The sequence below is a fragment of the Alcanivorax sp. UBA3183 genome (assembly GCF_002364155.1).
Classification (GTDB): domain Bacteria; phylum Pseudomonadota; class Gammaproteobacteria; order Pseudomonadales; family Alcanivoracaceae; genus Alcanivorax; species Alcanivorax jadensis.
This window is the reverse complement of record NZ_DEXN01000009.1, coordinates 33,098-59,456: the sequence shown is the minus strand read 5'-3', so window position 1 is coordinate 59,456 and position 26,359 is coordinate 33,098. Positions and strand designations below refer to the sequence as shown.

General features: G+C 59.2%; 24 protein-coding genes. 17 read left to right on the top strand and 7 right to left on the bottom strand.

Annotation, left to right across the window (positions count from 1 at the left end; translation table 11 throughout):
* The first annotated feature begins 255 nt into the window (after nucleotides 1-255).
* Nucleotides 256-972: a 16S rRNA (uracil(1498)-N(3))-methyltransferase gene (locus B3Q33_RS03385; protein WP_272961809.1), complete on the top strand. Its 717-nt coding sequence runs from the start codon at nucleotides 256-258 to the stop codon at nucleotides 970-972.
* A 74-nt stretch (nucleotides 973-1,046) separates the two neighbouring features.
* Here B3Q33_RS03385 and rluB read toward each other — a convergent pair whose 3' ends face one another.
* The 6 genes from rluB to B3Q33_RS03355 form a co-directional block, all read right to left on the bottom strand.
* Nucleotides 1,047-1,892, bottom strand: coding sequence for a 23S rRNA pseudouridine(2605) synthase RluB (gene rluB / locus B3Q33_RS03380; protein WP_035244382.1), 846 nt, complete (start codon nucleotides 1,890-1,892; stop codon nucleotides 1,047-1,049).
* Nucleotides 1,885-2,814, bottom strand: a complete 930-nt coding sequence (scpB, locus tag B3Q33_RS03375; protein WP_035244380.1) for an SMC-Scp complex subunit ScpB — start codon at nucleotides 2,812-2,814, stop codon at nucleotides 1,885-1,887. The genes rluB and scpB overlap by 8 nt, the downstream gene beginning before the upstream one ends.
* 2 nt (nucleotides 2,815-2,816) lie before the next feature.
* Nucleotides 2,817-3,755, bottom strand: a complete 939-nt coding sequence (locus tag B3Q33_RS03370) for a segregation and condensation protein A (RefSeq protein WP_035244379.1) — start codon at nucleotides 3,753-3,755, stop codon at nucleotides 2,817-2,819.
* A gap of 28 nt (nucleotides 3,756-3,783) precedes the next feature.
* Nucleotides 3,784-4,998, bottom strand: a complete 1,215-nt coding sequence (locus B3Q33_RS03365; protein ID WP_084573351.1) for a tryptophan--tRNA ligase — start codon at nucleotides 4,996-4,998, stop codon at nucleotides 3,784-3,786.
* Nucleotides 4,999-5,210: 212 nt separating this feature from the next.
* Nucleotides 5,211-5,834, bottom strand: a complete 624-nt coding sequence (locus B3Q33_RS03360) for an L-threonylcarbamoyladenylate synthase (RefSeq protein WP_035244377.1) — start codon at nucleotides 5,832-5,834, stop codon at nucleotides 5,211-5,213.
* 96 nt (nucleotides 5,835-5,930) lie between these two features.
* Complete coding sequence (locus B3Q33_RS03355; protein ID WP_269529904.1) at nucleotides 5,931-6,755, bottom strand: PHP domain-containing protein; 825 nt, start codon at nucleotides 6,753-6,755, stop codon at nucleotides 5,931-5,933.
* Between the two features lie 197 nt (nucleotides 6,756-6,952).
* On the opposite strand from B3Q33_RS03355, the gene B3Q33_RS03350 reads away from it, so the two are divergent.
* The 6 genes from B3Q33_RS03350 to B3Q33_RS03325 all read left to right on the top strand — a co-directional run bounded on the left by B3Q33_RS03350 (nucleotide 6,953) and on the right by B3Q33_RS03325 (nucleotide 12,984).
* A complete protein-coding gene (locus B3Q33_RS03350; protein WP_272961810.1) occupies nucleotides 6,953-7,693 on the top strand; it encodes a VC0807 family protein in 741 nt (246 codons plus the stop codon).
* Nucleotides 7,694-7,714: 21 nt separating this feature from the next.
* Complete coding sequence (locus tag B3Q33_RS03345) at nucleotides 7,715-8,014, top strand: YciI family protein (RefSeq protein ID WP_272961811.1); 300 nt, start codon at nucleotides 7,715-7,717, stop codon at nucleotides 8,012-8,014.
* A 132-nt stretch (nucleotides 8,015-8,146) separates the two neighbouring features.
* The gene (locus tag B3Q33_RS03340; protein WP_035244372.1) at nucleotides 8,147-8,809 is read left to right on the top strand and encodes a TIGR04211 family SH3 domain-containing protein; all 663 of its coding nucleotides are present in this window, start codon (nucleotides 8,147-8,149) and stop codon (nucleotides 8,807-8,809) included.
* Nucleotides 8,810-8,979: 170 nt separating this feature from the next.
* Nucleotides 8,980-9,888, top strand: a complete 909-nt coding sequence (locus B3Q33_RS03335; RefSeq protein WP_272961812.1) for an acyltransferase — start codon at nucleotides 8,980-8,982, stop codon at nucleotides 9,886-9,888.
* Nucleotides 9,889-9,950: 62 nt separating this feature from the next.
* Nucleotides 9,951-12,515, top strand: coding sequence for a DUF349 domain-containing protein (locus B3Q33_RS03330; protein ID WP_272961813.1), 2,565 nt, complete (start codon nucleotides 9,951-9,953; stop codon nucleotides 12,513-12,515).
* On the top strand, nucleotides 12,508-12,984 hold the full coding sequence (locus tag B3Q33_RS03325) for a DUF4442 domain-containing protein (RefSeq protein WP_052042412.1): 477 nt from the start codon (nucleotides 12,508-12,510) through the stop codon (nucleotides 12,982-12,984). Before B3Q33_RS03330 ends, B3Q33_RS03325 begins: the two co-directional genes overlap by 8 nt.
* Nucleotides 12,985-13,090: 106 nt before the next feature.
* Here B3Q33_RS03325 and sufB read toward each other — a convergent pair whose 3' ends face one another.
* On the bottom strand, nucleotides 13,091-14,530 hold the full coding sequence (gene sufB, locus B3Q33_RS03320) for a Fe-S cluster assembly protein SufB (protein WP_035249097.1): 1,440 nt from the start codon (nucleotides 14,528-14,530) through the stop codon (nucleotides 13,091-13,093).
* Between the two features lie 309 nt (nucleotides 14,531-14,839).
* Between sufB and ndk the strand changes: the two genes are divergently transcribed.
* From ndk to B3Q33_RS03270, 10 genes are all read left to right on the top strand, one after another.
* A complete protein-coding gene (gene ndk / locus B3Q33_RS03315; protein WP_035249095.1) occupies nucleotides 14,840-15,271 on the top strand; it encodes a nucleoside-diphosphate kinase in 432 nt (143 codons plus the stop codon).
* A gap of 83 nt (nucleotides 15,272-15,354) precedes the next feature.
* Complete coding sequence (rlmN, locus tag B3Q33_RS03310; protein ID WP_035249094.1) at nucleotides 15,355-16,500, top strand: 23S rRNA (adenine(2503)-C(2))-methyltransferase RlmN; 1,146 nt, start codon at nucleotides 15,355-15,357, stop codon at nucleotides 16,498-16,500.
* Nucleotides 16,497-17,279, top strand: a complete 783-nt coding sequence (gene pilW / locus B3Q33_RS03305; RefSeq protein WP_035249092.1) for a type IV pilus biogenesis/stability protein PilW — start codon at nucleotides 16,497-16,499, stop codon at nucleotides 17,277-17,279. The genes rlmN and pilW overlap by 4 nt, the downstream gene beginning before the upstream one ends.
* Nucleotides 17,276-18,181 carry a RodZ domain-containing protein gene (locus B3Q33_RS03300; RefSeq protein ID WP_272962708.1) on the top strand — a complete coding sequence of 302 codons (906 nt, stop codon included), beginning with the start codon at nucleotides 17,276-17,278 and terminating at the stop codon, nucleotides 18,179-18,181. The genes pilW and B3Q33_RS03300 overlap by 4 nt, the downstream gene beginning before the upstream one ends.
* 20 nt (nucleotides 18,182-18,201) lie before the next feature.
* The gene (gene ispG / locus B3Q33_RS03295; protein WP_035249088.1) at nucleotides 18,202-19,320 is read left to right on the top strand and encodes a flavodoxin-dependent (E)-4-hydroxy-3-methylbut-2-enyl-diphosphate synthase; all 1,119 of its coding nucleotides are present in this window, start codon (nucleotides 18,202-18,204) and stop codon (nucleotides 19,318-19,320) included.
* A 102-nt stretch (nucleotides 19,321-19,422) separates the two neighbouring features.
* Entirely contained in the window at nucleotides 19,423-20,691 is a 1,269-nt protein-coding gene (hisS, locus tag B3Q33_RS03290) for a histidine--tRNA ligase (RefSeq protein WP_272962707.1), read from the top strand.
* 112 nt (nucleotides 20,692-20,803) lie between these two features.
* A complete protein-coding gene (locus B3Q33_RS03285) occupies nucleotides 20,804-21,439 on the top strand; it encodes a YfgM family protein (protein ID WP_035249086.1) in 636 nt (211 codons plus the stop codon).
* Nucleotides 21,440-22,582: an outer membrane protein assembly factor BamB gene (bamB, locus tag B3Q33_RS03280; protein WP_035249083.1), complete on the top strand. Its 1,143-nt coding sequence runs from the start codon at nucleotides 21,440-21,442 to the stop codon at nucleotides 22,580-22,582. It abuts the gene before it with no gap.
* 129 nt (nucleotides 22,583-22,711) lie between these two features.
* Complete coding sequence (gene der, locus B3Q33_RS03275) at nucleotides 22,712-24,118, top strand: ribosome biogenesis GTPase Der (protein WP_035249081.1); 1,407 nt, start codon at nucleotides 22,712-22,714, stop codon at nucleotides 24,116-24,118.
* Nucleotides 24,119-24,195: 77 nt separating this feature from the next.
* The gene (locus tag B3Q33_RS03270; protein WP_272962706.1) at nucleotides 24,196-26,274 is read left to right on the top strand and encodes a TonB-dependent receptor plug domain-containing protein; all 2,079 of its coding nucleotides are present in this window, start codon (nucleotides 24,196-24,198) and stop codon (nucleotides 26,272-26,274) included.
* The last annotated feature ends 85 nt before the right edge of the window (nucleotides 26,275-26,359 follow it).

Sequence of the window (26,359 nt, the reverse complement as noted above, 5' to 3'; positions counted from 1 at the left end):
AGTGAATCGAACGGGTGAACGGGCGGCACACTCTACCAGCGGCCTGAAGGCGCCGCCAGTTACCAGCGGGCCAATCCAGCCACATCCCCGGGGATCCTGACGCCGGTGAATGGGCTGATTGTGTAATGGGAGCAATCTAGCAAGGCCGGCTGGCCAGGCAAAGGGCGAGAACAGCCAAGTAAACAGCGATTTACGTCACCCTGATCCGGCGATTTTCGCGCGGATTCCGGGTCAGGCTGTGCGATAATCCGCGCCATGAATCTGCTGTTACTGCACCCTCAACAACACCTTCATGGCGATCTCTGGCGTCTGGATGACCGTCAATGCTGCCATGTCCGCGATATCCTCGGGCTGACCGTTGGTGATGCCTGCCGCGCCGGGATTATTGATGGAGCGATGGGAAAGGCGCAAATTGAATCCATAGAAAACAGCAGGATAGAGGTTTCTTTTAAAGTGGACTCTCACCCTGAAGCGCCACTCCCTCTATCGCTACTGCTGGCCCTGCCCCGCCCCAAGATGCTCAAACGCATTCTGATTGACGCTACCAGTCTTGGCATCAAGCGCATCGTGCTGATCAATAGCTGGAAAGTGGACAAAAGCTACTGGCAGACCCCCAACCTGAAAGCCGACCTGCTCCGCGAGAAAATGCTGCTGGGACTGGAGCAAGCCCGCGACACCACACTGCCGGAGCTGGTTCTCGCCCCACGCTTCAAACCGTTTGTGGAAGATGGCCTGGACACCTGGGCTGGCCCCGGCCGCCGCCTTCTCGCCCACCCCGGTGACTACCCGGCCATGCCCTGTGACCTGGCCGAGCCTGTCACCCTGGCCATCGGCCCGGAGGGAGGCTGGACGGATTACGAAGTGGACATGCTGCAGCGACAGGGTTTTGCCTGTCACAGCTTCGGCGCGCGGATTCTGAGAGTCGAGACGGCACTGCCGGCCCTGGCAGGACGTGTCATGAGGCTTCCGTAGGAGTGGCGCTCGAGCCGCGAACCCCGATTGGCACCGGCGATTCGCGCCTCGAGAGGCGCTCCTACAGGGGTGACTTAACGGCGGTAAGGACCGCGGGCCTTGCGGGGAGGTTTGCTGCCGGCGCGCTGGTGACGCAGGCGGGCGCGGCCGTAGAGGCCGGTGTATTTCTTGCCCTTCAGCTCTACCTTGCCGATCAGTGCCTGTATCTGCTCAGGCTCCAGCTCCATCCAGCGGCCCTGGCGCAACTGGGGCGGCAAGGTCAGGTCGCCGAAACGGATCCGCATCAAGCGCGCCACATCCAGATCCTGGGACTGGAACAGGCGACGCACTTCCCGGTATTTACCCCCGGTCAGTGTCACCTTGTACCAGTGGTTGGCGCCCTCTTCCGCGCCGCCGGCATCTTCAATGCTGTCGAACTTGGAGACACCATCTTCCAGCAGCACGCCGTCGAGCATCGCCTGACGCTTTTCCGGGGTCATGCCGCCACGTACACGCACGGCGTATTCACGCACGAAACCGTTGGAGGGATGCATGAGGCGGTGGGCCAGCTCACCATCGGTGGTGAACAACAGCAGGCCGGTGGTATTGATGTCCAGACGGCCCACCTGTACCCAGCGCATGCCCTGCAGTCGCGGCAGGTTATCAAACACCGTGGCGCGCCCTTCCGGATCGTTGCGGGAGCACACTTCGCCGGGCGGCTTGTGGTACATGATCACGCGCTGAACGATTTCTTCTTCCGCCTTCACTTTAATAATCCTGCCATCTACGCGTAGGGTATCTTCACTGCCAACCCGATCACCCAGGGTTGCCACTGCGCCGTTGACCGAAACCCGGCCATCAGCGATCCATTTCTCCAGCTCCCGTCGGGAGCCCAGTCCGGCTCGCGCCAGTACTTTCTGCAATTTTTCAGTTTCAGTCATGACGTGTCTGGCTGTCCTCTGCACTATTTTCCGCAGCGGCATCCTCGCCGTCAGCGTCATTGGGGCTATTGTCAGCCGTCTCGGCCTGTTCGGCCACACTTTCATCGCTGGCAACGGCTTCCTGCTTGTCCTTGTCGGCAGCCGGTTTGCGGCGGAATTCCTGTTCGAAGTCGGATAACACCGAATCTACCTTGTCCATACTCATCAAGGTGTCATCATCAATTTCCGGTTCCTGCTCCAGGCCCGGGAAGGCTTCCTGGTCGCCTGGCAGCCGCTGTTCACGCTCACCCTCCAGCATGCCATGGCCATCTTCGCCTTCCGGCGCTTCATCCATATCGCCCGGCCTGGCATTGGCAGGGGGCACATCGCTGAGAGCCAGTTCTTCATTGATCTTGTCCAGATCACGGATCTCCGACAGCGATGGCAGGTCCTCCAGGCTCTTCAGATCAAAATAGTCGAGAAACTGCTTGGTGGTGGCAAACATGGCCGGCCGGCCCGGTACATCCCGGTGCCCCACCACGCGTACCCAGTTTCTCTCCAGCAGGCTTTTGACGATATGAGAGCTTACTGAAACACCACGAATTTCTTCGATTTCGCCACGGGTAATAGGCTGGCGATAGGCGATCAATGCCAGGGTTTCCAGAATGGCCCGGCTGTAACGGGGAGGTTTTTCCTGCCACAGGCGGCTTACCCACTGACCCAGTTCCGGGCGGGCCTGGAAACGAAAACCAGAAGCGACTTCTTTGAGAAAGATGCCACGGTCAGCATAGGCCTCACCGATCTCTTCCAGATATTTACCCAGATCCTGCTTGCTGGGGCGGTCTTCCTCATCAAACAGAGTCTGCAGTGCATCCCGGTCAAGCGGGCCTTCCGCCACCAGAATGGCGGCTTCAATGATTCTTTTTATCTGTTCAGCTTCCACAGCTACCCCTCGGTTCCGTCATGGGCATCGGGTTCATCATCCACGCCGTCATCGGGTTCGTCTTCCAGTTCAAGTTGGGCCAGCACATCAGATTCTTCCAGTACCAGGGTCTTCGCTTTCACATGAATGGGAGCGAAAGGCCCGTTCTGTACCAGCTCAATCAGGCTGCCCTTGACCAGCTCCAGGGTGGCAAGAAAGGTGACCACCACGCCAAGCCGCCCTTCTTCCGGGGTGAAAAGCTCCACGAAGGGCACAAAATCCCGGCCCTTGAGCTTGTCCAGCACATTGGCCATACGCTCCCGGGTAGACAGCTTTTCCCGGGATACCTGATGGCTCTCGAACATATCGGCCCGGTGCATGACCTCTTTCAGGGCCAGCAGCAGCTCTCGCATGTCCACATCCGGCTGGGCCTTTTCCCGGGTAAATTCAGGGCGTTTGGCTTCTGCCGGAAAGATGTCCCTTTCCAGGCGCGGCAGCTGATCGATGTCTTCTGCTGCCTGCTTGAAGCGCTCGTATTCCTGCAAACGGCGAATCAGCTCTGCACGCGGATCGTGTTCTTCGTCTTCCTCGTCCTCTTTCTGGCGAGGCAGCAACATGCGCGACTTGATCTCGCCCAGCATGGCGGCCATCACCAGATATTCCGCCGCCAGCTCGAAGTTCATCGCCTTCATCAGCTCCACGTACTCCATGTACTGAGTCGTGATGGTGGAGACAGGAATGTCGAGAATGTCCAGATTCTGTCGCTTGATCAGGTACAGCAACAGATCCAGCGGGCCCTCAAAGGCTTCCAGGAAGACCTCCAGGGCGTCGGGCGGTATATACAGATCGTCCGGCAGTTTGGTGATCGCCTTGCCATACATCAAGCCAAAGGGCATCTCTGCCTGGCTGGGATGCAGCGGCTTCATAATGGGTGTGACTGTGGGTTCTGCCGGTTCAGTCATCTCTCTCTCCCGAGTGCGCTAGTGCGCCTCAGCGGTAATTGAGCCCCATAGCGGCGCGGACTTCTTCCAGGGTGGCGCGGGCAGCCTCACGGGCTTCCTCACAACCCTCAGCGACCAGGGTGCGGACCAGATCCGGATTGCGAAGATGCTCCTCCGCACGCTTGCGGATCGGCTCAAGCTCTTCCTGCACGGCCTCGATGATAGGTTTCTTGCAATCCAGACAACCGATGCCGGCACTGGTGCAACCTTCTTGCACCCACTGGCGGGTGTTGTCATCGGAATAAACCATGTGGAACTGCCATACCGGGCAGTTATCCGGGTTACCTGGATCGGTCCGGCGAACCCGTGCAGGATCGGTGGGCATACGGCGAATCTTGCTGTCGATATCCGCCTCTTCCTCACGCATGGTGATGAAGTTGCCGTAGGACTTGGACATTTTCTGCCCATCCAGCCCCGGCATTTTGGAGGCCGGTGTCAGCAGTGCCTGGGGTTCGGGCAGGATTACCTTGCCGCCGCCCTCCAGGTCACCCATCAAGCGCTCCTTGTCACCCAGAGTGATATTCTGCTGGCTTTCCACCAGGGCACGCGCAGTCTCCAGGGAGGCTTCATCGCCCTGTTCCTGATACTGGCGGCGATGATTGAGGTATACCTTCGACTGCTTCTTGCCCATTTTCTTGATGGCTGCATCCACGGCTTCCTCGAAGCCCGGCTCACGGCCATAGAGGTGATTGAAGCGACGGGCCACTTCCCGGGTCAGCTCCACGTGAGCGACCTGATCGGCCCCCACCGGCACCTGGCCGGCCCGGTAGGCGAGGATGTCTGCGGATTGCAGCAGCGGATAGCCCAGAAACCCATAGGTACTGAGATCCTTTTCGCGCAGCTTTTCCTGCTGGTCCTTATAGGTGGGCACCCGTTCCAGCCAGGACAGCGGAGTCATCATGGACAGCAGCAGATGCAGTTCCGCGTGCTCCGGCACCTGGCTCTGAATGAACAGCGTGGCAGAACCCGGGTTGACCCCGGCGGCCAGCCAGTCGATCACCAGGTCCCAGACGTGCTGTTCGATCTTGTGCGGGTTTTCGTATTCGGTGGTGAGCCCGTGCCAGTCTGCCACGAAGAAAAAGCATTCATATTCGTGCTGCAGACGCGCCCAGTTTTTCAGCACGCCATGGTAATGACCCAGATGCAGGCGGCCAGTGGCGCGCATGCCGGAAACAACTCGCTGGGAAGGAACCACGGAACTCAAAGCCTACTCCTTAGAATCTTGTTTGGGTTATATCAGCACGCCGCTGTGTCTCGCTCACAGGCGGGAGCGCACTAAACCCGATCAGCCGCGCAATGCGACAGGCATCACGCGGGGGAAAGCCCGCGATTATACGGTGAACCGGGGTATCAGGGACAGTGGCAAGCAGCCCCTTTGCGGCACTCTGGGTAAAACATAGTCAGCCAGGGCAAGATTCAGAAAATACTGTCCACAGGGCCGGCCCCTTCCCGCACCACTTCGGGGCCATCACCGTCAGCCATGGAAATCACGGTCGTTTCCATTACGCCACAGAAACCGCCATCAATGACCAGATCCACCTGCCCTTGCAGGAAGTCGCGGACATCCTGGGGATCAGTGAGCGGGAACTCGTCGTTGGGCAGATGGCAGGTAGACGTCATGATCGGCTCGCCATGCTCGGCCAACAGCGCTTGGCAGATGGCATGATCTGGCACGCGAATACCGATATTGCGCTTTTTCGGGTCCATCAAACGCCGCGGCACCTCGGTGGTGCCCTTGAGGATGAAGGTATAGGGGCCCGGGGTGTGGGCCTTGAGCAGGCGATAATCCGGATTTTCCACCTTGGCATAGATGGCCAGCGCAGACAGATCATGGCAAAGCAGAGTGAACTGGTGCTTCTTGTCCAGCTGCCGCAGGCGGATCAGCCGATCCAGCGCATTCTTTTCGCCGATACCGCAGCCCAGCGCGTAGGTGGTATCCGTCGGGTAGGCAATCAGCCCGCCGTTACGAATAACGTCTACCGCCTGGCGGATAAGCCGCGGCTGAGGCGTTTCGGGATGGATGTAGAGAATTTCGGTCATAACTTCAGTTGGTAGTTGATAATTGACAGTTGACAGCTAACGTCAAAACATTGCCGCAACCCATTGTTTTAGTTGTCAACTGTCCACTGTCAATTGTCAACTAGTTAGCCGCCCTTCCCACACAGGCCTGGCGCCGTTCGGCACCGGCGGCAATCGCCCCAGTGCCAGCCATTTCTGCTCTGGCGAATGAAAATCCGAACCGGCGGACACCTGCAGATCAAAGTGTTGCCAGCATTCATCCAGCAACGCGGTCTGTTGCGGGGAGAGCCCGGGCATGGCCACTTCCAGGCCGTCGCCGCCGGCCTCCTTGAAACTGGCAAGAAACTGGCGCAGTTTTTTGCGCGTCATGCCGTAGGCCTGCGGATGGGCCAGCACCGCGGTGCCACCGGCGGCATGAATATCGGCAATGGCCTCTTCCAGGGTGCACCAGGGTGTCGCCACAAAAGCGGATTGGCCCTGCTTCAGGTAACGGTTGAAGGCGTGTCGGTGGTTGCGCACCCTGCCCGCTTCTTCAAGAAACCGGGCAAACAGAGGACGGCCCGGCGCATCGGTGCCCGCCAGTTCACAGGTACGCTCATAACTGTTGGCCAGGGTCGCAGCACGATCAAGACGGCGGCCAATCTCCCGGGCACGATTCACTCGTGCCTCTTGCTGGGCGGCAACTCTTTCCTGCAACTGCCCACAATCGGTATCCAGCCACAGCCCCAGCACATGGTATTCGCGGTTTTCGTGGCGCACGGACAGTTCGATACCGTTCACCAGGCTGATATCGTGCTGCCGGGCAGCCTCATGGGCCTCCGGCAACCCGGCCAGGGTATCGTGGTCCGTCAGGGCCAGACAGGTCACTCCGTAGTCCGCAGCCCTCGACACCAGCGCTGCAGGGCTTAGAATACCGTCGGACGCAGTACTGTGACTGTGCAGGTCGATTGTGTGGTTACGGGAGATAGCCGGATCCTCTCAAGGTGCTCGATGTGTCTGCAATGACTCTCAAATTCGTCATGCGGCCCTGTTACGGCAAGCCGACAACGGGAATCAAGGCGCAGGGTAGCATTTTTGAGCCCTTCACCGGCATCTTTAACGCCCTCCGGCTGCCATAAACTGATCAAACGGAATCCCGAATGAGCGAAAGCAACACCCCGGAACAGAACAGCAAGCCAGCCAGCGCCACGCCACCGAAGCAGGAAAGTCTGCTGGCCAATCTGCTGATCAATATCGCTATTCCCGCACTGATCCTGGCCAAACTCTCCGGGGATGACTGGCTGGGCACCAAGTGGGCCATCGTGGTGGCGCTGGCCTTCCCCCTGCTCTACGGCCTGCGGGATTTCCTGCAGAACGGCAAGGCCAATTTCTTCTCCGGCCTCGGCGTTGTCAGCATTCTGCTTACCGGCGGCATCAGCCTGATGGAGCTGGACGCCAAGTATATCGCCATGAAAGAGGCGGCCATTCCTGCCCTCCTGGGCATCGCAACGGTGGTATCCCTGCGCACCCGCTGGCCGCTGGTAAAAACCTTTCTCTATAACGACAAGGTGCTGGATACCGACAAGATCGCAGCCAAACTGGAAGACAATAACAACCTCGGCGCCTTCGAGCTGACCCTCAAACAGGCCTCCTGGATGGTGGCCGCCTCCTTCTTCCTGTCTTCGGTGCTCAACTACGTTCTGGCCAAGGTGATTCTGACCAGCCCGCCGGGCAGCGAGGCGTTCAATGCCGAGTTGGGCAAGATGACAGCCCTGAGCTACCCGGTTATTGTCGTGCCCTCCATGATTGTGCTGATTCTTGCCATGGTCTTTCTGTTTCGCCGCATCGGCAAGCTGACCGGGCTGAAGCTGGAAGACATCATGGCCGCACACCACCGTTAACCCTGAATAAAGAGCGAAACCATGCTGTACGCGATTATCAGTGAGGACGTGGCAAATTCCCTTCCCTTGCGTAAAGAGGCTCGGGCGGACCATCTCGCCCGCCTGGAAACCCTGAAAGAACAGGGGCGGCTGATACTGGCCGGCCCGCATCCGGCCATCGACAGCAACGATCCCGGTGAAGCCGGCTTCACCGGCTCATTGGTCGTCGCCGAATTCCCCTCGCTGGAAACCGCTCAACAATGGGCGGATGCCGATCCCTACATTGCTGCCGGCGTTTACGCTGGCGTGACGGTGAAACCGTTCAAGAAGGTACTGCCCTGACCTTCAGCTGGACAGATTGCCATTTTTTACAAAGACACCACGGCCCACAGCACGAAATGTGATTATGGTAGCGCCGCAACCCTGATGACTTCTCTAGACTGCGCGGCCTGACACGAAGGAGTAAAGACCCCCATGCTCGCAAGACTGGTTTGTTTCCTGGCAATAATGGTAGCCAGCCATACGGCTGTCGCCTCCACTGCCTGGGTAGATGACAGCATCTATGTACCGATTCGCTCATCTGCCAACCCCGCTGGCCGCATTCTCCACCGGGGCATCAAGAGCGGCACCCGCATCGAGTTTCTCGGTTTCGACGGTGACTGGGCAAAAATTCGCTACAAAGACATTGAAGGCTATATTGGCAAGCAGTACCTGAGCCAGAGCCCCACCGCTGAAATCATGCTGGAGCGAGCCAATCAGGCAAGCGAAGAAGCCAAGGCGGAAGCGGCGAAATTGCGCACTCAGCTGGCTGAGCTCAAAGGGGAGCATGAGGCACTTTCCGAGCAGTCCTCGGAACTGAAGAATGCCCTGAGCTCCCGTAGTGAAGAGCTGGAACAGCTGCAGGACGTGGCCTCTGACCCAATCCGCCTGGACCAGGCCAATCGACGCCTGAATGAGGAGCTAAGCCTGCTCCGTTCCGAGCTGGATCAAGTGAAAGGCGAGAACGTGATGCTGCGTAACAACAACACCTCCCAGCAATGGATTACCGGGGTCGGCATTCTGCTGCTCGGCCTGGTGGCCGGCATGATCATGCGCTCACGCTCAGGCCGCCGCCGCAATAGTGGCTGGGCGAACTGATCATCCACTGATTATCCCAGCTAAGGCCATGCCATTCCGGCATGGCCTTTCTGCTGCATCCAGGACCCCAACGCCCTGTATTTTCGGCAAAAATGACCGAAACGGACACGGGACATGCCCAAGCGCTTTGGGTAGCATGCCTGTTTACCCTGCTATTGACGACGACAGTTATGACTATCTGGCACAAGATTCGTGGCGCACTGGCCCTGGTGGGCATCCTGCTTAACACCCTTCTTCTCTGCCTTCCGCTTTACGTTTTTGCCCTGCTTCGGCTGGTGCTGCGCGGGGAAAAATCCCAGGTGGTATTGTCGAAAATACTGGTCTTCATCGCCGAGACCTGGATCGGCATCAATAACGCCATTATCGGCCTGACCAGTCAGGTGAAATGGAACATCACCGGCATGGACACCCTGGATCGTGATCAGTGGTATCTGGTCACCTGCAACCACCAGTCCTGGGCGGATATTCTGGTTCTGCAGCTCATCTCCAACCGCAGAATTCCCTTCCTGAAGTTTTTCCTCAAGCAGGAATTGATAAAGGTGCCGCTACTCGGCCTGGCCTGGTGGGCTCTGGACTTTCCTTTCATGAAGCGCTTCAGCAAGGCTGAGCTTGAAAAGAACCCATCCCTGAAAGGCAAGGACCTGGAAACCACCCGCAAGGCTTGCGAGAAATTTGCCTACTTCCCCACCTCGGTGATGAATTTTTTTGAGGGCACTCGCTTCGAGGCAGAAAAGCACGCCAAGCAGCAATCTCCCTACAAGCACCTGCTTAAACCCAAAGCCGGTGGCGCAGCCTTTACCCTTAATGCCATGTCAGGACATTTGCGAAATTTACTTGATGTGACCATTATTTACCCCCCGGAGGCACCCCGCTCTCTGCTGGCTTTTCTCGGCGGCGCCATGAATGAAGTTGACGTCATCGTTCAACAGCGCGTGATCCCCGCCTGGGCCTCGGAAGGCGACTACGAATCGGACCCGGAATTCCGCGCCCGATTCCAGCAATGGATTGGCGACCTCTGGGCGGAAAAGGATGCCTTACTGGAAAATAATAACGCCGGACGTACCACACCAGGCGCCTGACGCACCCCGCTTCAGCGTCAGGCATCGAGCGTCAAGCGTCTGGCGCCTTTTTGAGAATTGATATGTTTGGCCGATTTCTGAAACCACGCTGGCAGCACAGCAATCCCGACATGCGGCTCAAGGCCGTGGAACAACTATCCCCCGTTGACGACGAGGCCACTCTAGCCCGTCTTGCCCGCGGCGACTCCAACTCTCTGGTGCGAGCCGCCGCCAGCGGCAGAATTATGGACTTTTCACTGCTGGACGAAATCCACCAGCGTGACGAAGAGCCCTCGGTCCGCGAAGCCGCCTCCATGCGCATCATGGCACTGCTGGCCGGCACCGCGGATGGCGCCCCGAACAGCGAAACCCGATTGAGACTGATACGCCTCACCGGCAATCGCGAGGCGCTGGGCTTTATTGCCCGCAACAGCCCCGATGAGATGTGCCAACAGGCCGCCATTGAACGTCTTGATGATGACAATTTGTTGTTTGAACTGGCCCTGGAAAGCAGAACGGAGACCCTGCGCCTCGAAGCCGCCCAGCAGCTTCGCAGTCTCTATCTACTGAAACGTCTGAGCCGCGAAGGTCGCGACAAACGCGTCACCCGGTTGGCCCGGGAACAAGCCAAGGCCCTGCAAGAAAAAATTCAGCTGGAAGAGGCCGAGTCCGCACGAGTCGTGCAACTGGCCGACCGGCTGGAACAGCACGCTCGCCGCTCCGTCGACGCCCTTTATGGCCCGCGTCTGGAACAGCTGGAACAGCAATGGCAGGACAGCAGCAACCGGGCCACACCTGACCTGGCCGAGCGGGTTCAGCAGGCACTCCAGCAATGCCGCCATCAACTGGCGACGCTACAGGAGGAAAATCACCGCCAAGCACTGGCAGATACCGCCCGTGCAGAACGGGAAGCAGCCGCCCACAATCTGTATCAACTATTGAGTCAGAGCGACCCACAGGCCTGGGAAGACCAGTTGGGCGAGTTGCGCTCTGCCCTTGCCACCCAGAAGCGTCGCTGGGACAGCGCCAATGAGCAAGCCCCGGCGCCGGACAATGACAAACTGGCCTTCGAGGATCTGGTCAGTGCTTTCGAGCGCATGCTCAATCTGGCCGCCGATATTCTCGAAGCCCGCGATGATCCCGCTCGTCTGCACAGCCTGGCGGCCGAGTGGCCCACGGGATACCCCAAGCCACCATTGTTGACTACCCTCGTCCCCCCTGCCCGCGAAGAAAAGCCATCAACGGTCCGGGCTCGCCCCGCACCAAGCCCCCACATGGGGTTGCTGGTTGCTCTGAAGCGGGAGCTCCGCGACGGCAATCTGCGCCATGCCAACCGTCTCTGGCACAAGGCTCAGGCGATCATCGACGAGCAAAGTGATCCGGCTCTGGCCAGCCAGCTGAAAAAACTGGAAGCCCGCCGTGCCGAACTGCAGGACTGGCACCGCTTTGCTGCCGAACCGAAGAAGGTGTCGCTGTGCGAATCCATGGAGGCCCTGGCCGAGAGCAGCATGGATGCCCCGCAACTGGCTTCCGCCATCCAGGCGCTTCACGATGAATGGCGCGCCTTGATGAGCTCCGATCAGGATGAGGATCAGGCACTGTGGGATCGCTTCAAGGCCGCCTCTGATCGAGCCTATGAGCCTTGCCAGGCACATTTTGCCGAGCAGGACGCGCTGCGCCAGAGCAATCTGGAAAAACGTCGCCAGCTTTGCGAGCAACTCGAGCAATTTATTGACGCGCAGGACTGGAGCCAAGCCGACTGGCAAGGCATCTGGCAAATCCGCCAACAGGCACCGAAAGACTGGAAAGCGATTCAACCGGTGCGCTTTACTCATGCTCGTGAGGTACAGAAACGCTTCTCCGCCATCCTGTCCGGCCTGGACGAAAGGCTGAAGGACTATATCGAGGCCGCCGAAACCTCTCGGCAGGCCCTGATCACCCAGGCAAAAAACCTGGCCGAGCTAAATGATGTTGGCGAAGCCACCCGGCAAGCGCAGCAATTACAGAAGCAATGGCGCGACACCCCCTGGTTACCGCCGGCCCAGCATCGCGCCGGCCAGAAAAAATTCAAGAAGGCCATGGATGCCCTGTTTGCCGAGCGCAATCGCCAGCATGCCGAGCGAAAGGCGGAACAGGAAACCCGCTCACAGGAAGCGCAAGGTGCAGTCACACAACTGGAAAGCTGCCTGGATGCGCCTTTTTCAAGGGAAGGTGCCCACGCTTTAAAAGAGGCGCTGCACGCACTTGAGCAATTCAACAGCTCCGCCCTGCCCCAGTCTCTGAGTCGCCAGGCTCAGCAACTTCGGCGTCGTGCCCGTGAAAGGCTCGACCGCCTGACTGAATGGGAGCACTGGCAAGCTCTGCAGCAGACGGTAGAAAGTCTTTCTGAAGTGAATGAATGTGGTGACGAATCGCTGACATTGGCGGTTGCCTTCGAGGCACTGGCCGGCGTACCCAGCCCGGAAGCCGAGCGACAGCGCCGCCTTCAATGGCAACTGGAGAAACTGCCCTCGGCCATGAAGCAGCAAGAGTTTGCCGCCCTGGACGAAATGGCTCGCCTGTTGAAGGACCACGATCAACCGGTCTCTGTCCCCGTGCGCAATCGCCTGCACCAGGCCCTGGCCGTGCTGGAGCCCGGCAGTGAGTAATCTGCTAACCCGCTTTGCCCGCACCCCGAGAGGACTGCGCTGGTTCCTGAATCTTTACGGCCCCTATCTCGGCGCCGGTGTGCGGGTGGACTATCTGGCGGAAGACTTTCGCGAGCTGAAGGTGTCCATGGGGTTGCACTGGTACAACCGCAATTATGTGGGCACCCATTTTGGTGGCAGCCTCTATTCCATGGTGGACCCGTTCTACATGCTCATGGTCATGAACGTGCTGGGGCGGGATTTTATCGTCTGGGACAAGGCTGCCGAGATTGATTTCATCAAGCCTGGCACCGGGCGGGTCCATGCCCGCTTCCAACTAACTGATACCATGCTGGAAGAGATCCACCAGCACACTGCCGATGGCAACAAATACCTGCCTTGCTGGCCAGTGATCATCGTCAACGATGACGGCGAGACAGTGGCCAAAATCAACAAGACGCTCTATATACGCAAGAAGCCCCGCAGCTGATCTTGTCGTGGGAGCCATCCCTCATGATGACGCTGATTGATCTGAAAAGCGCCAATGGTTCGCCATGCAAGCATGGCTCCTACAGTGTCGTCTTCAGGGTATGGCCTTAGCCCACGGCCCCTTCCAGGCTCACTTCCAGCAACTTGCCCGCTTCCACGGCAAACTCCATGGGCAGTTCCTTGAACACCTCTTTACAGAAGCCGTTCACGATCATGGAGACCGCTTTTTCCGGGTCGATACCGCGCTGGCGGCACAGGAACATCTGGTCGTCACTCACCTTGGAGGTGGTGGCCTCGTGTTCGATGGTGGCCGAGGGGTTCTTCGACTCGATGTACGGGAAGGTGTGCGCGCCGCAGGTGTCGCCCAGCAGCAGGGAGTCGCACTGGGTGAAGTTGCGGGCGTTTTCTGCCCGTGGGCTGATCCGTACCAGGCCGCGGTAGCTGTTGCTGCTGCGGCCGGCGGAGATGCCCTTGGAAATAATGGTGCTCTTGGTGTTCTTGCCCAGGTGGATCATCTTGGTGCCGGTGTCCGCCTGCTGCATGTGGCGGGTCAGGGCCACGGAGTAGAACTCACCGATGCTGTTGTCACCACGCAGGATCACGGACGGATACTTCCAGGTGATGGCGGAGCCGGTTTCCACCTGGGTCCAGCTGATCTTGCTGTTGTCGTGGGCAACACCGCGCTTGGTGACGAAGTTGTAGATGCCACCTTTGCCGTTTTCGTCGCCCGGGTACCAGTTCTGCACCGTGGAGTACTTGATCTCGGCGCCGGGCAGGGCGACCAGCTCAACCACGGCCGCGTGCAGCTGGTTCTCGTCCCGCTGGGGTGCGGTGCAGCCTTCCAGGTAGCTCACATGGCTGCCTTCATCGGCGATGATCAGGGTGCGCTCGAACTGGCCGGTGTTGGCTTCGTTGATGCGGAAGTAGGTGGACAGCTCCATGGGGCAGCGCACGCCCTTGGGGATATAGACGAAGGAGCCATCAGAGAACACGGCACTGTTGAGGGCGGCATAGAAGTTGTCGCCCTTGGGTACCACGCTCCCCAGATATTTCTTGATCAGCTCCGGGTGATTCTGGATCGCCTCGGAAATGGAGCAGAAGATCACCCCGGCTTCCCACAGCTTCTCTTTAAAGGTGGTAAACACGGAGGAGGAGTCGAACACCACATCCACGGCGACGCCGGCCAGCATCTCCTGCTCATGCAGGGGAATGCCCAGTTTTTCATAGGTGGCGAGCAGCTCCGGGTCCACCTCATCCAGACTCTTCGGGGCGTCATCCAGGCTCTTGGGCTTGGAATAGTAGGACACCTTGTTGAAGTCGATAGGGTCGTGGTGCAGGTGGGCCCAGCCCGGGGAGGGCATTTCCTGCCATTTGCGGTAGCTGTCCAGGCGCCATTCGAGCATCCATTCCGGCTCTTCTTTCTTGGCGGACAGGAATCGGATGACTTCCTCGCTCAGCCCGGGGGGCAGGGTTTCGGTGTCCACCGTGGTGGAGAAACCGGCCTCGTAGTTGGAGCGAATCAGTTTGTCCAGTTCAGCTTGGCTCATAGGTCAGGGCCTGATGTTGAATACCAGAGTAATTTAGTCAGGTATTATACGCCATTCGTGAGCGCTGTCGACCATCGACCATATAGAGGCGGGCTTTCGACCGGCTCCCGGTGGCGGCAGGGCGGCAGGCCCGTGGCGGGGCGGCAACGGTATCATAATTCACCCTGCTTGCGTATAATCCGCCGGTTCCAAAGGGGTGGTTGTGGTTCTTGCGTTCGCAAGGTTGCCGGATTGCCCCTTCTCTGCCTGGAGGAGCTTGTTTTGGGTTCCCGGGGACCATTTAACGTAAATTCTGGAGTGAACTGACTGATGGCTGTTGAGCGCACCCTCTCTATCATCAAGCCTGATGCCGTGGCCAAGAACGTAATTGGCGACATCGTATCCCGTTTCGAGAAGGCCGACCTGAAAGTGGTTGCCATGAAAATGGTACACCTGAGCGACGAGCAGGCTGGTGGCTTCTACGCTGAGCACAAGGAGCGCCCCTTCTTCAAGGATCTGGTGTCCTTCATGACCAGCGGTCCGGTAATCGTACAGGTTCTGGAAGGCGAAGACGCCGTAGCCAAGAACCGTGACCTGATGGGTGCTACCAACCCGAAGGATGCGGAAGCTGGAACCATCCGTGCCGATTTCGCTCAGACCATTGACGAAAATGCGGCGCACGGCTCTGACTCTGCCGAGTCTGCTGCCCGTGAAGTGGCTTATTTCTTCGCTGACGAAGAACTCTGCCCGCGCACCCGCTAAAACAGCCGGTGCACTGTCTGCCACGGCGCCTGCCGTGGCAGACTTGTATACAGACTGACTAAACAGTCTGACTGGAGAATGCTATGACAACCCAACAGAAGGTCAATCTGCTCGGTCTTTCCCGTCCGCAAATGGAAGAATTCTTCCTGGAAATGGGCGAGAAGAAGTTCCGTGCCCAGCAGGTACTCAAATGGATCCACCACCATCAGGCGGATTCCTTCGAGCAAATGACCGATGTGGGCAAGGCATTGCGCCAGAAACTCTCCGAGGTGGCGGAAATCCGTGGCCCGGATGTAGCTCATGAAAGCATCAGCCGTGACGGCACCCGCAAATGGGTGTTCGAACTGAGCGGCGGTGGTTCTGTGGAAACCGTTTTTATCCCTGATGGTCGCCGCGGCACTCTGTGCGTGTCGTCCCAGGTCGGCTGTGCCGTGGATTGCAGTTTCTGCTCCACCGGCAAGCAGGGTTTCCAGCGCGACATGACCAGCGCCGAGATCATCGGCCAGGTGTGGCAGGCCAGCCGCGCTTTTGGTCCCCGTCGCAATCTTGGCGAACACCCCATCACCAATGTGGTGATGATGGGCATGGGCGAACCCATGCTCAATTATGACAATGTGCTTACCGCCATGCGCATCATGAAAGATGACCTGGGTTACGGTATCGGCAAGAAGCGCATCACCCTCTCTACCTCCGGCCATATCCCGAGGATGGACCAGCTCAGCCAGGATCTGGATGTGTCGCTGGCCGTCAGCCTGCACGCACCCAATGACGAGCTGCGTAACGAACTAGTGCCGCTGAACCGCAAGTACCCGCTGAAAGAACTGATGGCGGCCTGCAAGCGCTACAGCGACAACATCACCCATCGTCATAAAACCATTACCATGGAATACGTGATGCTGCGTGATGTGAACGACAAACCGGAGCATGCCCGTCAGCTGGTCAAGCTGCTTAACGGCATTCCGGTGAAGGTCAATCTGATCCCGTTCAATCCTTTTCCCCATGCCGGTTATGAACGGTCACGGAAAAGCGATATTCTGGAGTTTCATAAGTACCTGAATGACAATGGATTGCTGACTACCGTAAGGACAACGCGCGGTGACGATATTGATGCCGCCTGTGGTCAGCTGGTGGGGCAGGTGCAAGATCGGACCCGGCGCAGTGAGCGCTGGAAGCAATCCATTTTTCACCGCTCCGAACAAACCGATAACAACACAGCGCAAGCGCAATGAGACGTTTTTTTCGGGTTTTTCCAGGCTTGCTGATCGCAAGTCTGTTGGCTACCGGGTGTGTGACGGTGGATTCGGGGCAACGGGAAGTCAAAGTGGACGATGCGGTAACCAGCCGTGTTGCCGCGGGCCTGCAGTATATGCAGCAGGGCAATCCTTCCGAGGCGCGCCGGCATTTCTCCCGGGCTCTTGCCCACAACGATGACAGCGCGGTGGCGCACAACGCCATGGCTCTGCTCTACAAATACGAAAATGACCCCGAACGGGAAGAGTTTCATTACAAGAAAGCGTTACGGGCAGATCGCAACTTTGCTCCGGCGCTGAATAATTACGGCACCATGCTTTACAGTCGTGGTGCTTACCAGGACGCACTGGAAAAATTCGAGCGCGCTGCCAATGATCCTTCCTACCAGGGTCGAGGCAGCGCTTGGGCCAACATGGGCAGGTGTTATCGCCAGCTGGGCAATGATGACGCCGCGGAAAAGGCCTTTGTCAAAGCGATTCGCCTCGACCCCAGGGCCGTAACACCGAACCTGGAACTGGCCGAACTGTACCAGCGGCAAGATCGCATGCGACTTGCCTGGGATTACTACCAGCAGTATCTACAGCGCAGTGGTCGGCAGAGTGCCCGATCCCTGTGGCTCGGCATCCGTCTGGCAAGTAGGTTGGGTCACGAAGATCAGCAGTCCAGCTATGAGCTGGCACTGGAAAACATGCATCGCCGCTCCGGAGAATACCGTGAGTGGCAGAATTGGAAAGCCTCTCAGGAGAGCGGGAAATGAGCGATAACATGGTCGTGCTACCGGGTGAACGTTGTCGCAAAGCCCGTGAGGCACTGGGCTGGACCCCTGCCGAAGCGGCGAAGAAGATGCATCTCTCCCAGAGTTACCTGGTAGCCCTGGAAGCGGATGACTACGAGCGTTTGCCTGAGGCAACCTTCGTCAAGGGTTACCTGAAGAATTACGCCAGGTTACTCGGCTTGCCAGCGGATGAAATTGCCAACACCTTCCAGCAGATAGTTAACGATGATGCTTTCGATAAGCCGCTGGATCTGCCGAAAATGGCGCCGCCGCCGTCCGTGTGGCGCAAGCCGTTGCTGGCGGTAGTGGCCCTGCTGGTTGTGGTGGCGCTGCTGATCTGGCTGTGGCCTGAAGAAGAAGCGCTGGCGCCGTTGTCTACCTCCGGAATGAATGCGCCTGAAGAACGTGTTTCTCTGCAGGCTGATGAAGAGGTCGGCGGCGAAACTGGCCCTTTTCCCGGTGAGCCGGAATCGGCGCCAGAGCAGGGCGCCGGTGACGAGCTTTCCCCCCAGTCCCTTTACGATACTGCCAACGACGCCCAGCCTGAAGACACCGGGGCGGCGGCAGACGGTAACAGTGCCGAGAGTCTAAATAGTGTAGAGAGCAGCGACGAGCCTGCCCCGAGCATGTTGGCCGAAAACGGCCTCGACCGCCTGCTGATGGCGTTTTCCGGCAATTGCTGGATCAGCGTCAAGGACGCCACTGGCCGCACCTTGCGCCAGGGTGAACAGCAGGGCGGCGCCGCGTTGCAACTGGATGGCAAAGCGCCGTTCAGCCTGACTCTGGGCGATGCCGGGGCCGTTGATGAACTGATTCTCAATGGCGAGGTTGTCACCTTGCCGACGAATTCCCCCGGTACAGTTGTGCGAGTCTCCATTCCCTGATTCGCGAGGGTAGAAACACCATGGAACCGGAAGTCAAAATCCAGCGCCGCAAGACCCGGCAGATTTTTGTCGGCAACGTCCCCGTGGGCGGCGATGCCCCCATCTCCGTGCAAAGCATGACCAATACCGAAACCTGCGATGTGGACGCCACCGTTGGCCAGATCCGCCGCTTGCAGGATGCCGGTGTGGATATCGTGCGCGTCTCGGTGCCCAGCATGGACGCCGCCGACGCCTTCGGAAAGATTCGTCAGCAGGTGGATGTGCCGCTGGTGGCGGATATCCACTATGACTACAAGATTGCCCTGGCTGTGGCAGAGCGTGGCGTGGATTGCCTGCGTATCAACCCGGGCAATATCGGCCGCGAAGATCGTATCAAGGCAGTGATCCAGTGCGCCAAGGACAAGGGTATCCCGATTCGTATTGGCGTGAACGCCGGCTCCCTGGAAAAGGAGCTGCAGCGTAAATACGGTGAGCCCACGTCCGATGCGCTGGTGGAATCCGCCATGCGCCATGCGGATATTCTCGACCGCTATGATTTTCAGGACTTCAAGGTCAGTGTGAAGGCCTCCAATGTCTTCATGACCCTGCAGGCCTACCGTAAATTGTCTGCCCAGCTGGAACAGCCGTTGCACCTGGGTGTGACTGAAGCGGGTACCTTCCGCTCCGGCACGGTGAAATCCGCTGTGGCGCTGGGCGCTCTGCTGATGGAAGGCATTGGCGATACCATCCGCATTTCCCTGGCTGCCGATCCGGTGGAGGAAGTGCGCGTGGGCTTCGACATTCTGAAAAGCCTGAACCTGCGCAAGAAAGGCGTGAACATCATCGCCTGCCCAAGCTGCTCCAGGCAGAACTTCGACGTGATCAAGACCGTCAACGAGCTGGAAGCGCGCCTGGAAGATATCAACGAGTCCGTGGACCTGGCGGTGATTGGTTGCCTGGTCAACGGTCCCGGCGAAGCCCGGGAAGTAGACGTGGGCCTGACCGGGGGCACACCTAACAATCTTGCGTATCGGGACGGTGAAAAGAGTCATCACATCACCGCGGACAATCTGGTCGATGAACTGGAACGCATGGTTCGGGCCAAGGTGCAGAAACAGCGTGACGACGAAGCCAAAGGCATTATCGCAAGAAGTGAATGACAGGTCGGACGTCGAGAGTCTGATGTCAGACGCCTGAAGCCTGAAGGCTTTCGCGTCAGACGTCTGACATCAGACGTCCGACTTTTTTACCAAGGAATTTTCGTGAGCAAGAAAATCACCTCCATCCGCGGGATGAACGACATCCTGCCGGAACAGACGGGTCTCTGGCAGTGGCTGGAAGACAAGGTCCGCGCTGTGCTGGCCAGCTACGGCTACCAGGAAATCCGTATGCCCGTGGTGGAACAGACCGACCTGTTCAAGCGCAGCATCGGCGAAGTCACTGATATCGTCGAAAAAGAGATGTACACCTTCGATGATCGTAACGGCGACAGCCTGACCCTGCGTCCGGAGGGTACCGCCAGCTGCGTACGTGCCTGTGAGCAGCACGGCATGCTGTATAACCAGACCCAGCGGCTCTGGTACACCGGCCCCATGTTCCGTCATGAGCGTCCCCAGGCTGGCCGGTATCGTCAGTTTCACCAGATTGGCGTGGAAGTGTTCGGCATCACCGGTCCGGACATCGATGCGGAAGTGATTCTGCTCACCGCCCGTCTCTGGAAAGCCCTGGGCCTGGCCGACAAGGTCACCCTGGAGCTCAATTCCCTGGGCGACAGTGACGACCGGGCCCGTTATCGCGACGCCCTGCTGGATTACCTGAAGACCCATTTCGAACAGCTGGACGAGGATTCGCAGAAACGCCTCGAGCGCAGCCCCCTGCGGGTGCTGGACAGCAAAGACCCGGGTACCCGCGAAGTGCTCAAGGATGCGCCGCAGCTGGCGGATTACCTCAATGAAGACGCCCGCGAGCATTTTGATGGCCTGAAAGCCTTGCTCGATGCCAACGGCATTGCTTATAAAGTGAACCCCTACCTGGTGCGGGGCCTGGACTACTACGGCAAGACCGTGTTCGAGTGGACCACCGACGCCCTCGGCGCCCAGGGCACCGTCTGTGCCGGCGGTCGCTATGATGGCCTGGTGGAGCAGCTGGGTGGCAAACCGACTCCCGGTGTGGGCTTTGCCATGGGCGTGGAACGACTGATTCTGCTGATCGAGCAGGAAAAGCCGGAACTGTCGGCCGCCGTGGACGTCTATGTAATGGCCATGGGTGATGCACTGACCCCCGCCATGGCGCTGGCCGAGCAACTGCGCGATGCCATGCCAGGTCGTGGCATTCAGCTCCATTGCGGCGGCGGAAGTTTTAAAAGCCAGATGAAAAAGGCAGACCGCAGCGGTGCGGCCGTCGCCCTGATCATGGGCGAAGATGAACTGGCCAGTGGGGTCGTCACGGTGAAGCCGTTGCGCGGCCAAGGTGAGCAGCAGCAGGTTGCACAGGGCGATGTCACCAACGCACTGATATCGTTTCTGGAATAAATAGGCAGCTTGTAGTTTGCTACCCCCGGCGTTGATTTGTGCACCGGAACAAACGAAATACCCAAGCGTCAGGAAGAACACTTCCCGGCAATAAAAACGAAAGGAGAGCAGGGTGGTCGATTACATCCGCGACGAAGAAGAACAGGTCGAACGCATCAAGGCCTGGTGGCAGGAAAACGGTACCGCTGCAGTGATTACTGTAGTGCTGGCGGTGGCTGCGCTGATTGGCTGGCGTCAATGGCAGGGTCATCAGGGTGAGCAGGCTTCTGAAGCGTCAGCTCACTACCAGGTCATGGTGGAAGCCCTGTCCGCCAACCCCATGGATGCGGCGGTCATCAACGACAAGGCCGACCTGCTGATGGAGGACTTCTCCAGCAGCGCCTATGCGGATTACGCCCGCCTGGCCAAGGCCAACCTGGCTGTGCAGGACGCGGACTACGACAAGGCTGTGAGCTTCCTGCAGCCGGTGGCCGATGATGGTGCCACCGATGAGCTGAGCTACACCGCCAGCTTGCGTCTGGCCCGGGTGTTCCTGCAGCAGCAGGCCTGGGACAAGGCCGATGACCTGCTCGGCAAAAGCTTTCCGTCGGCCTTTAACGGCATGGCGCTGGAGCTGAGAGGCGATGTGGCCAAGGCCCAGGGCGAGGCAGAACAGGCCCGCGATCTTTACACACAGGCCCTGGATGTCCTGCAGGACGGTGGTGAAAAAGACCGTGTGCAGATGAAACTGGACGACCTGAAGAGCTAAATGAAATATTTCCTTCTCCCCGTGATTTTGGCCAGCCTCGTGCTGGCCGGCTGTAGCTCCAACCCCAATGCCATTGAGCCCAATGACTTGCCGAAATTCGAGGCCAGCTACAAGGTCAAGCGGCTCTGGAAAGAGGGCGTCGGCAACGGGGTGGAGGACAGTCAATTGTCCCTGCGCCCGGCGGTGACCGAGCAACAGGTATTTGCCGGTGATGTGTTTGGCGATGTCTATGCGGTCAGCCGCGACAAGGGCAAGCGCCAGTGGCGGGTGAAAACCGAGGACCGCATTGCCGGTGGCTTCTATGCCGGCTACGGCATGGTGCTCTACGGTACCCGCGAGGGGGTGGCCGTGGCCCTGTCCATGGAAACCGGCGATACCCTCTGGCGCACCACGCTTTCCGGCGAAGCCCTGGCGATTCCCGCCAGTGACGGCAATGTTGCTGTATTCCAGACCCAGGATGGCCATGTGACGGCCCTGGATGTGGAAAGCGGCGAGCAGCTGTGGGACTACGAGACCCCGGTGCCCACCCTGACCCTGCGCGGGCTGGCGCAGCCTACCCTGGATAACGGCAAGGCCTACGCCGGTTTTGCCAACGCCAAGCTGGCGGCGCTGGATCTGGAGAACGGTATCCCGCTGTGGGAGCAACGTATCGCCGAACCCACCGGACGCTCCGAACTGGACCGCCTGGTGGATGTGGACAGCAACCTGATCGTGGAAGGCGGTGGCGTGTTCGCCGTGACCTTCCAGGGCAAGGCGGCAGTGGTGGACCAGGAAAATGGTCGCCCCTACTGGGAAAAGGAACTGTCCAGCGCGCAGATCATCAGTGCCAGCAATGGCAGCCTGTTCGTGGCTGACGACACAGGCGTGGTACGTGCCCTGGATATGCGCAGTGGTACGGTTCTGTGGAAGCAGGACAAGCTCTATGGTCGCCGTCTTACCGGTACCGCAGTACAGGGCAATCACGTGGTGATTGGCGATTTCGAAGGCTATCTGCACTGGCTGGATGTGGACGATGGCAGCATCGTTGCCCGCAAACGCCACGACTGGGATGGCTTTGCCGGCACCGCCGTGAGCTACGATGGTGTCCTCTATGTGCTCAGCTATGACGGCAAACTGGCCGCGTACCAACTGAAAGAACGTTAATCTCAACAAGAGGGAGCGGCCAAGTGGCCGCTCCCATTGCGCCTGCCCCTGTTTTCCTGATTTTCTTCTCTCCGCCTCTATCACCGAATTGCGTTACCATAGCGCCCAGACATCCTTGCAGAGACAACTATGAAACCGGTCATCGCCCTGGTGGGGCGGCCCAATGTGGGCAAATCCACCCTGTTTAACCGACTTACCCGTACCCGTGACGCTTTGGTAGCGGATTACCCGGGCCTGACCCGTGACCGAAAGTACGGTGACGGTCGGCTGGGGGATTATCTGTATACCGTTGTGGATACCGGTGGCATCGGGGAAAACGACGATGGCATCGACGCGCCCATGACAGAGCAGTCATTGTTGGCGGTAGGTGAGGCGGACCTGGTGTTGTTCCTGGTCGACGGTCGGGCCGGCCTGACCGCGGCCGATGAGCAGATTGCCATGGAGCTGCGCAAGCTCCCCAAGCCCACCTATCTGGTGGTGAACAAGACCGACGGCATCGATCCGGATACGGCCATGGCGGATTTCTATGCCCTGGGCCTCAGCGACGTGCTGCCCATCGCGGCTGCCCATGGTCGTGGCGTGCGCAGCATGATCGAAATCATATTGGCGGCATTTCCAGATCTGGAACCCTATTACGATGAACAGGGTGAGCCGGTGGATACCAGTGACGGCAGCATTCGCGTGGCCGTGCTGGGTCGCCCCAATGTGGGCAAATCCACCCTGATCAACCGCATGCTGGGGGAAGAGCGTGTGGTGGTATTCGACCACGCCGGCACCACCCGGGATTCCATCGAGATTCCCTTCGAGCGCATGGAAAAGGCTTATACCCTGATTGATACCGCTGGGGTACGCCGCCGTGGCAAGGTTGCCGAAACCGTGGAAAAGTTTTCCGTGATCAAGGCGCTGCAGGCGGTGGATGCCGCCCAGGTGGTGGTGCTGGTGATCGATGCCCGGGAAGGCATCACCGATCAGGATCTCCACCTGCTGGGCTATGTGCTCGATAGTGGCCGCGCCCTGATGATTGCAGTGAACAAGTGGGATGGTCTGGATGCGGACCACAAGGAACGGGTGCGCGTGGAACTGGGGCGCCGCCTGGAATTTGCTCCCTGGGTGAAGATCAAGTTCATCTCTGCGCTGCATGGCACCGGGGTGGGTGATCTGTGGGGCATGATTGAAAAAGCCTGGGACTCGGCCTTTATCAAGGTGGGCACCAACGAGATGACGCGCATCATGGAAAGCATTACCGCCGGTCATCCGCCGCCGCGTAATGGCCGTTTCCGCGCCAAGCTTCGTTACGCGCACCTGGGTGGTAATAATCCGCCTACGATTATCTTGCACGGTAATCGTACCGAATCTCTGCCGATCAGCTACAAACGCTTTCTGGAAAACCGCTTTCGCGAGTTGTTGAAACTGGACGGCACGCCCATCCGGCTGGAATTCAAATCCGGTTCCAATCCTTTTGAAGGGCGCAAGAACACACTGACGGATCGCCAGGTGCACAAGCGCAAGAGAATGATCAAACGCTTCAAGAAGTAACCCCGCTGCACGGGGGAGGGGGCCACATCAAACGTCGGGGATCGTGGGGCAAATACTGGGGGCAAGGCCTGCTGGGGTTGGCCTGTGCGCAGGGCGTGCAGGGCATGGAGCCGATGATGCCGCTGGCCGATGAGCCGGCAATGGTGCTGACCCCAGCCCGGGTCAGCCAGCCCCAGTCTGAAGCGCCCGCCAGTGTCACCGTCATCGACCGTAACCTGATCGAAGCCAGCGGCGCCCGGGAACTCTACGAGGTGCTGCGGCTGGTGCCGGGCATGTCCGCGGTCAAAGTAGATGGCAACGTACCCACGGTGGCCTACCACGGCACCCAGGCCCGGGATTCGCGCCGCATGCTGGTGTTGCTGGACGGCCGCAGCCAGTATCAGCCCGGTCTGGCGCGGGTGAACTGGAACGACATGCCCGTGGACATCCGCGATGTGGAGCGCATCGAAGTCACCCGTGGCCCGGCAGCGGCTGCCTACGGTGCCAACGCCTTCACCGCTGTCATCAATATCATTACCCGCGATCCCCGCGATATCAGCAAGCACACCCTGGCGGTGCAAGGCGGCAATAACGCCATCCGCGATGGCTATGCCTCCGCCGCAGGGCGGACGGGCACAGATGCCTGGCGAGCGTCCCTGTCACGGCGCGCGGATGACGGCTACGACGAACCCTTTGAAGGCCGCCAGCTCAATGACGACAAACGGATTGAAACTCTCAATGGCGAATGGGTCCGTGAACTGGACCCGCGCAATACCCTGATCATGCAGGCCGGCGGCAGCCAGAACCGCCTGGAGCGGCAACAGGAAGGCGGGGTGCAGGATATCGGCATCTACCAGCAGGACCCGGTACAAAAAGGCCAGCGAGCCTTTGCCTCCCTGCAATGGCAGCATGCCTTCGACCAGCACCACCAGTTGCAGATTACCGGCTATGGCCAGTACACCCGCGACGTAACGGATTTCTCGGTCTGCTATCTGGACCCTCTGACCGGGCAGCCTGGGCCGGGCGGCGGGGTGCTGTTTTCCCGGGAGCTACGTGAGCTGTATCTGGAAAATAACCGGGACGTGGGCGCCACCTTTGCGGCGGCACAGAGTGATCCGGATTTTGCCAACCGGTACGCTAGCCTGCAGTCCGCCAATGCGCCTTTCTGTGCCGCCAGCGCGCTGGATATCGAGGAAGAGCGTTACGACCTGGAAATCCAGGACACCCTGCAAATGGGTGATCGGGTACGGCTGGTCAGCGGTCTGAACCTGCGCCACGACCGGGTCAGCTCCGACAGTTATCTGTCCGGCACCTACGACAATGTCAGTTACCGCGCCTTTGGCAATCTGGCAGTAGATCTGCTGCGCCCGGTGACCCTCAATCTGGGCGGCTACTGGGAGCGTGACAGCATCTCCGGCCAGCATTTCAGCCCCCGGCTGGGGCTCAACTGGCGAGCGGCGCCGGGGCACAGCTTCCGCTATGTGTTTTCCAGGGCCCTGCGCACCCCGGATATCTACGAAGACCAGGCGCGCACCAATATCCGCGCCCGGGAACTGTCATCGCCCTTTGCCGACAATACCGAAGCCCTGCTGGGCTGGGCGCCGGCCAGTTTCTTTATTACCCAGACCAGCCCCGGCACTCTCAAGCCTGAGCGCATTCGCTCCTGGGAACTGGGCTATTACGGCCAGTTCCCAGGCCTGGAGCTGGATGTGCGCTATTTCCAGGAAGAGCTCACTGACCTGCTCAGCCATGCCCTCAACCCCTTCGAGTTCGAACCCAACAACGAAGGCCGGGTGGACCACCAGGGCACGGAGGCCCAGCTGAGCTGGCGGCCCGGTGTGAATCACTTGCTGCGCCTTACCGGTGCCCACATCCATACCCGCGTCAACAAGAAGACCGAGGGGCGTCTGGCGGCCCGTGACAGCGCCAGTGCCCTGTGGGCCTGGCAGCTGAGCCAGCATTGGGGATTGTCCAGCGCCTATTACCTGGCCAACGACTACAACGACAATGTGTTCGAGCGCCTGGATCTGCAGGTGCGTTTCCGGCACCGGGTGATCGACACGGAGCTGGAATGGAAGGGCGTGGTACAGCATGCCCTGAACAAGGAACCGGTGGTCTTCGAGGAAAACCGCTATCAGGAAGACCGTTTCTGGTTGGGACTGGCGGTGAGGATATAAAGGGCCTGTTCGCGCTATGTCTGTGGCCCCTGTTGCACCCCAAAATGCGCAAATCTAGGCGCTAGGAGTAATGTTTGGTTATTCC

Bases quoted from the DNA above. Each gene is read 5' to 3' on its own strand.
- B3Q33_RS03350 (WP_272961810.1), top strand. From the start codon at position 6,953: ATGAGCGAAAGCAACACCCCGGAACAGAACAGCAAGCCAGCCAGCGCC.
- ispG (WP_035249088.1), top strand. From the start codon at position 18,202: ATGGAACCGGAAGTCAAAATCCAGCGCCGCAAGACCCGGCAGATTTTT.
- B3Q33_RS03300 (WP_272962708.1), top strand. From the start codon at position 17,276: ATGAGCGATAACATGGTCGTGCTACCGGGTGAACGTTGTCGCAAAGCC.
- bamB (WP_035249083.1), top strand. From the start codon at position 21,440: ATGAAATATTTCCTTCTCCCCGTGATTTTGGCCAGCCTCGTGCTGGCC.
- der (WP_035249081.1), top strand. From the start codon at position 22,712: ATGAAACCGGTCATCGCCCTGGTGGGGCGGCCCAATGTGGGCAAATCC.
- B3Q33_RS03385 (WP_272961809.1), top strand. From the start codon at position 256: ATGAATCTGCTGTTACTGCACCCTCAACAACACCTTCATGGCGATCTC.
- B3Q33_RS03370 (WP_035244379.1), bottom strand. From the start codon at position 3,755: ATGACTGAACCGGCAGAACCCACAGTCACACCCATTATGAAGCCGCTG.
- pilW (WP_035249092.1), top strand. From the start codon at position 16,497: ATGAGACGTTTTTTTCGGGTTTTTCCAGGCTTGCTGATCGCAAGTCTG.
- ndk (WP_035249095.1), top strand. From the start codon at position 14,840: ATGGCTGTTGAGCGCACCCTCTCTATCATCAAGCCTGATGCCGTGGCC.
- rlmN (WP_035249094.1), top strand. From the start codon at position 15,355: ATGACAACCCAACAGAAGGTCAATCTGCTCGGTCTTTCCCGTCCGCAA.
- B3Q33_RS03340 (WP_035244372.1), top strand. From the start codon at position 8,147: ATGCTCGCAAGACTGGTTTGTTTCCTGGCAATAATGGTAGCCAGCCAT.
- B3Q33_RS03335 (WP_272961812.1), top strand. From the start codon at position 8,980: ATGACTATCTGGCACAAGATTCGTGGCGCACTGGCCCTGGTGGGCATC.
- B3Q33_RS03360 (WP_035244377.1), bottom strand. From the start codon at position 5,834: ATGACCGAAATTCTCTACATCCATCCCGAAACGCCTCAGCCGCGGCTT.
- B3Q33_RS03330 (WP_272961813.1), top strand. From the start codon at position 9,951: ATGTTTGGCCGATTTCTGAAACCACGCTGGCAGCACAGCAATCCCGAC.
- B3Q33_RS03345 (WP_272961811.1), top strand. From the start codon at position 7,715: ATGCTGTACGCGATTATCAGTGAGGACGTGGCAAATTCCCTTCCCTTG.
- sufB (WP_035249097.1), bottom strand. From the start codon at position 14,530: ATGAGCCAAGCTGAACTGGACAAACTGATTCGCTCCAACTACGAGGCC.
- rluB (WP_035244382.1), bottom strand. From the start codon at position 1,892: ATGACTGAAACTGAAAAATTGCAGAAAGTACTGGCGCGAGCCGGACTG.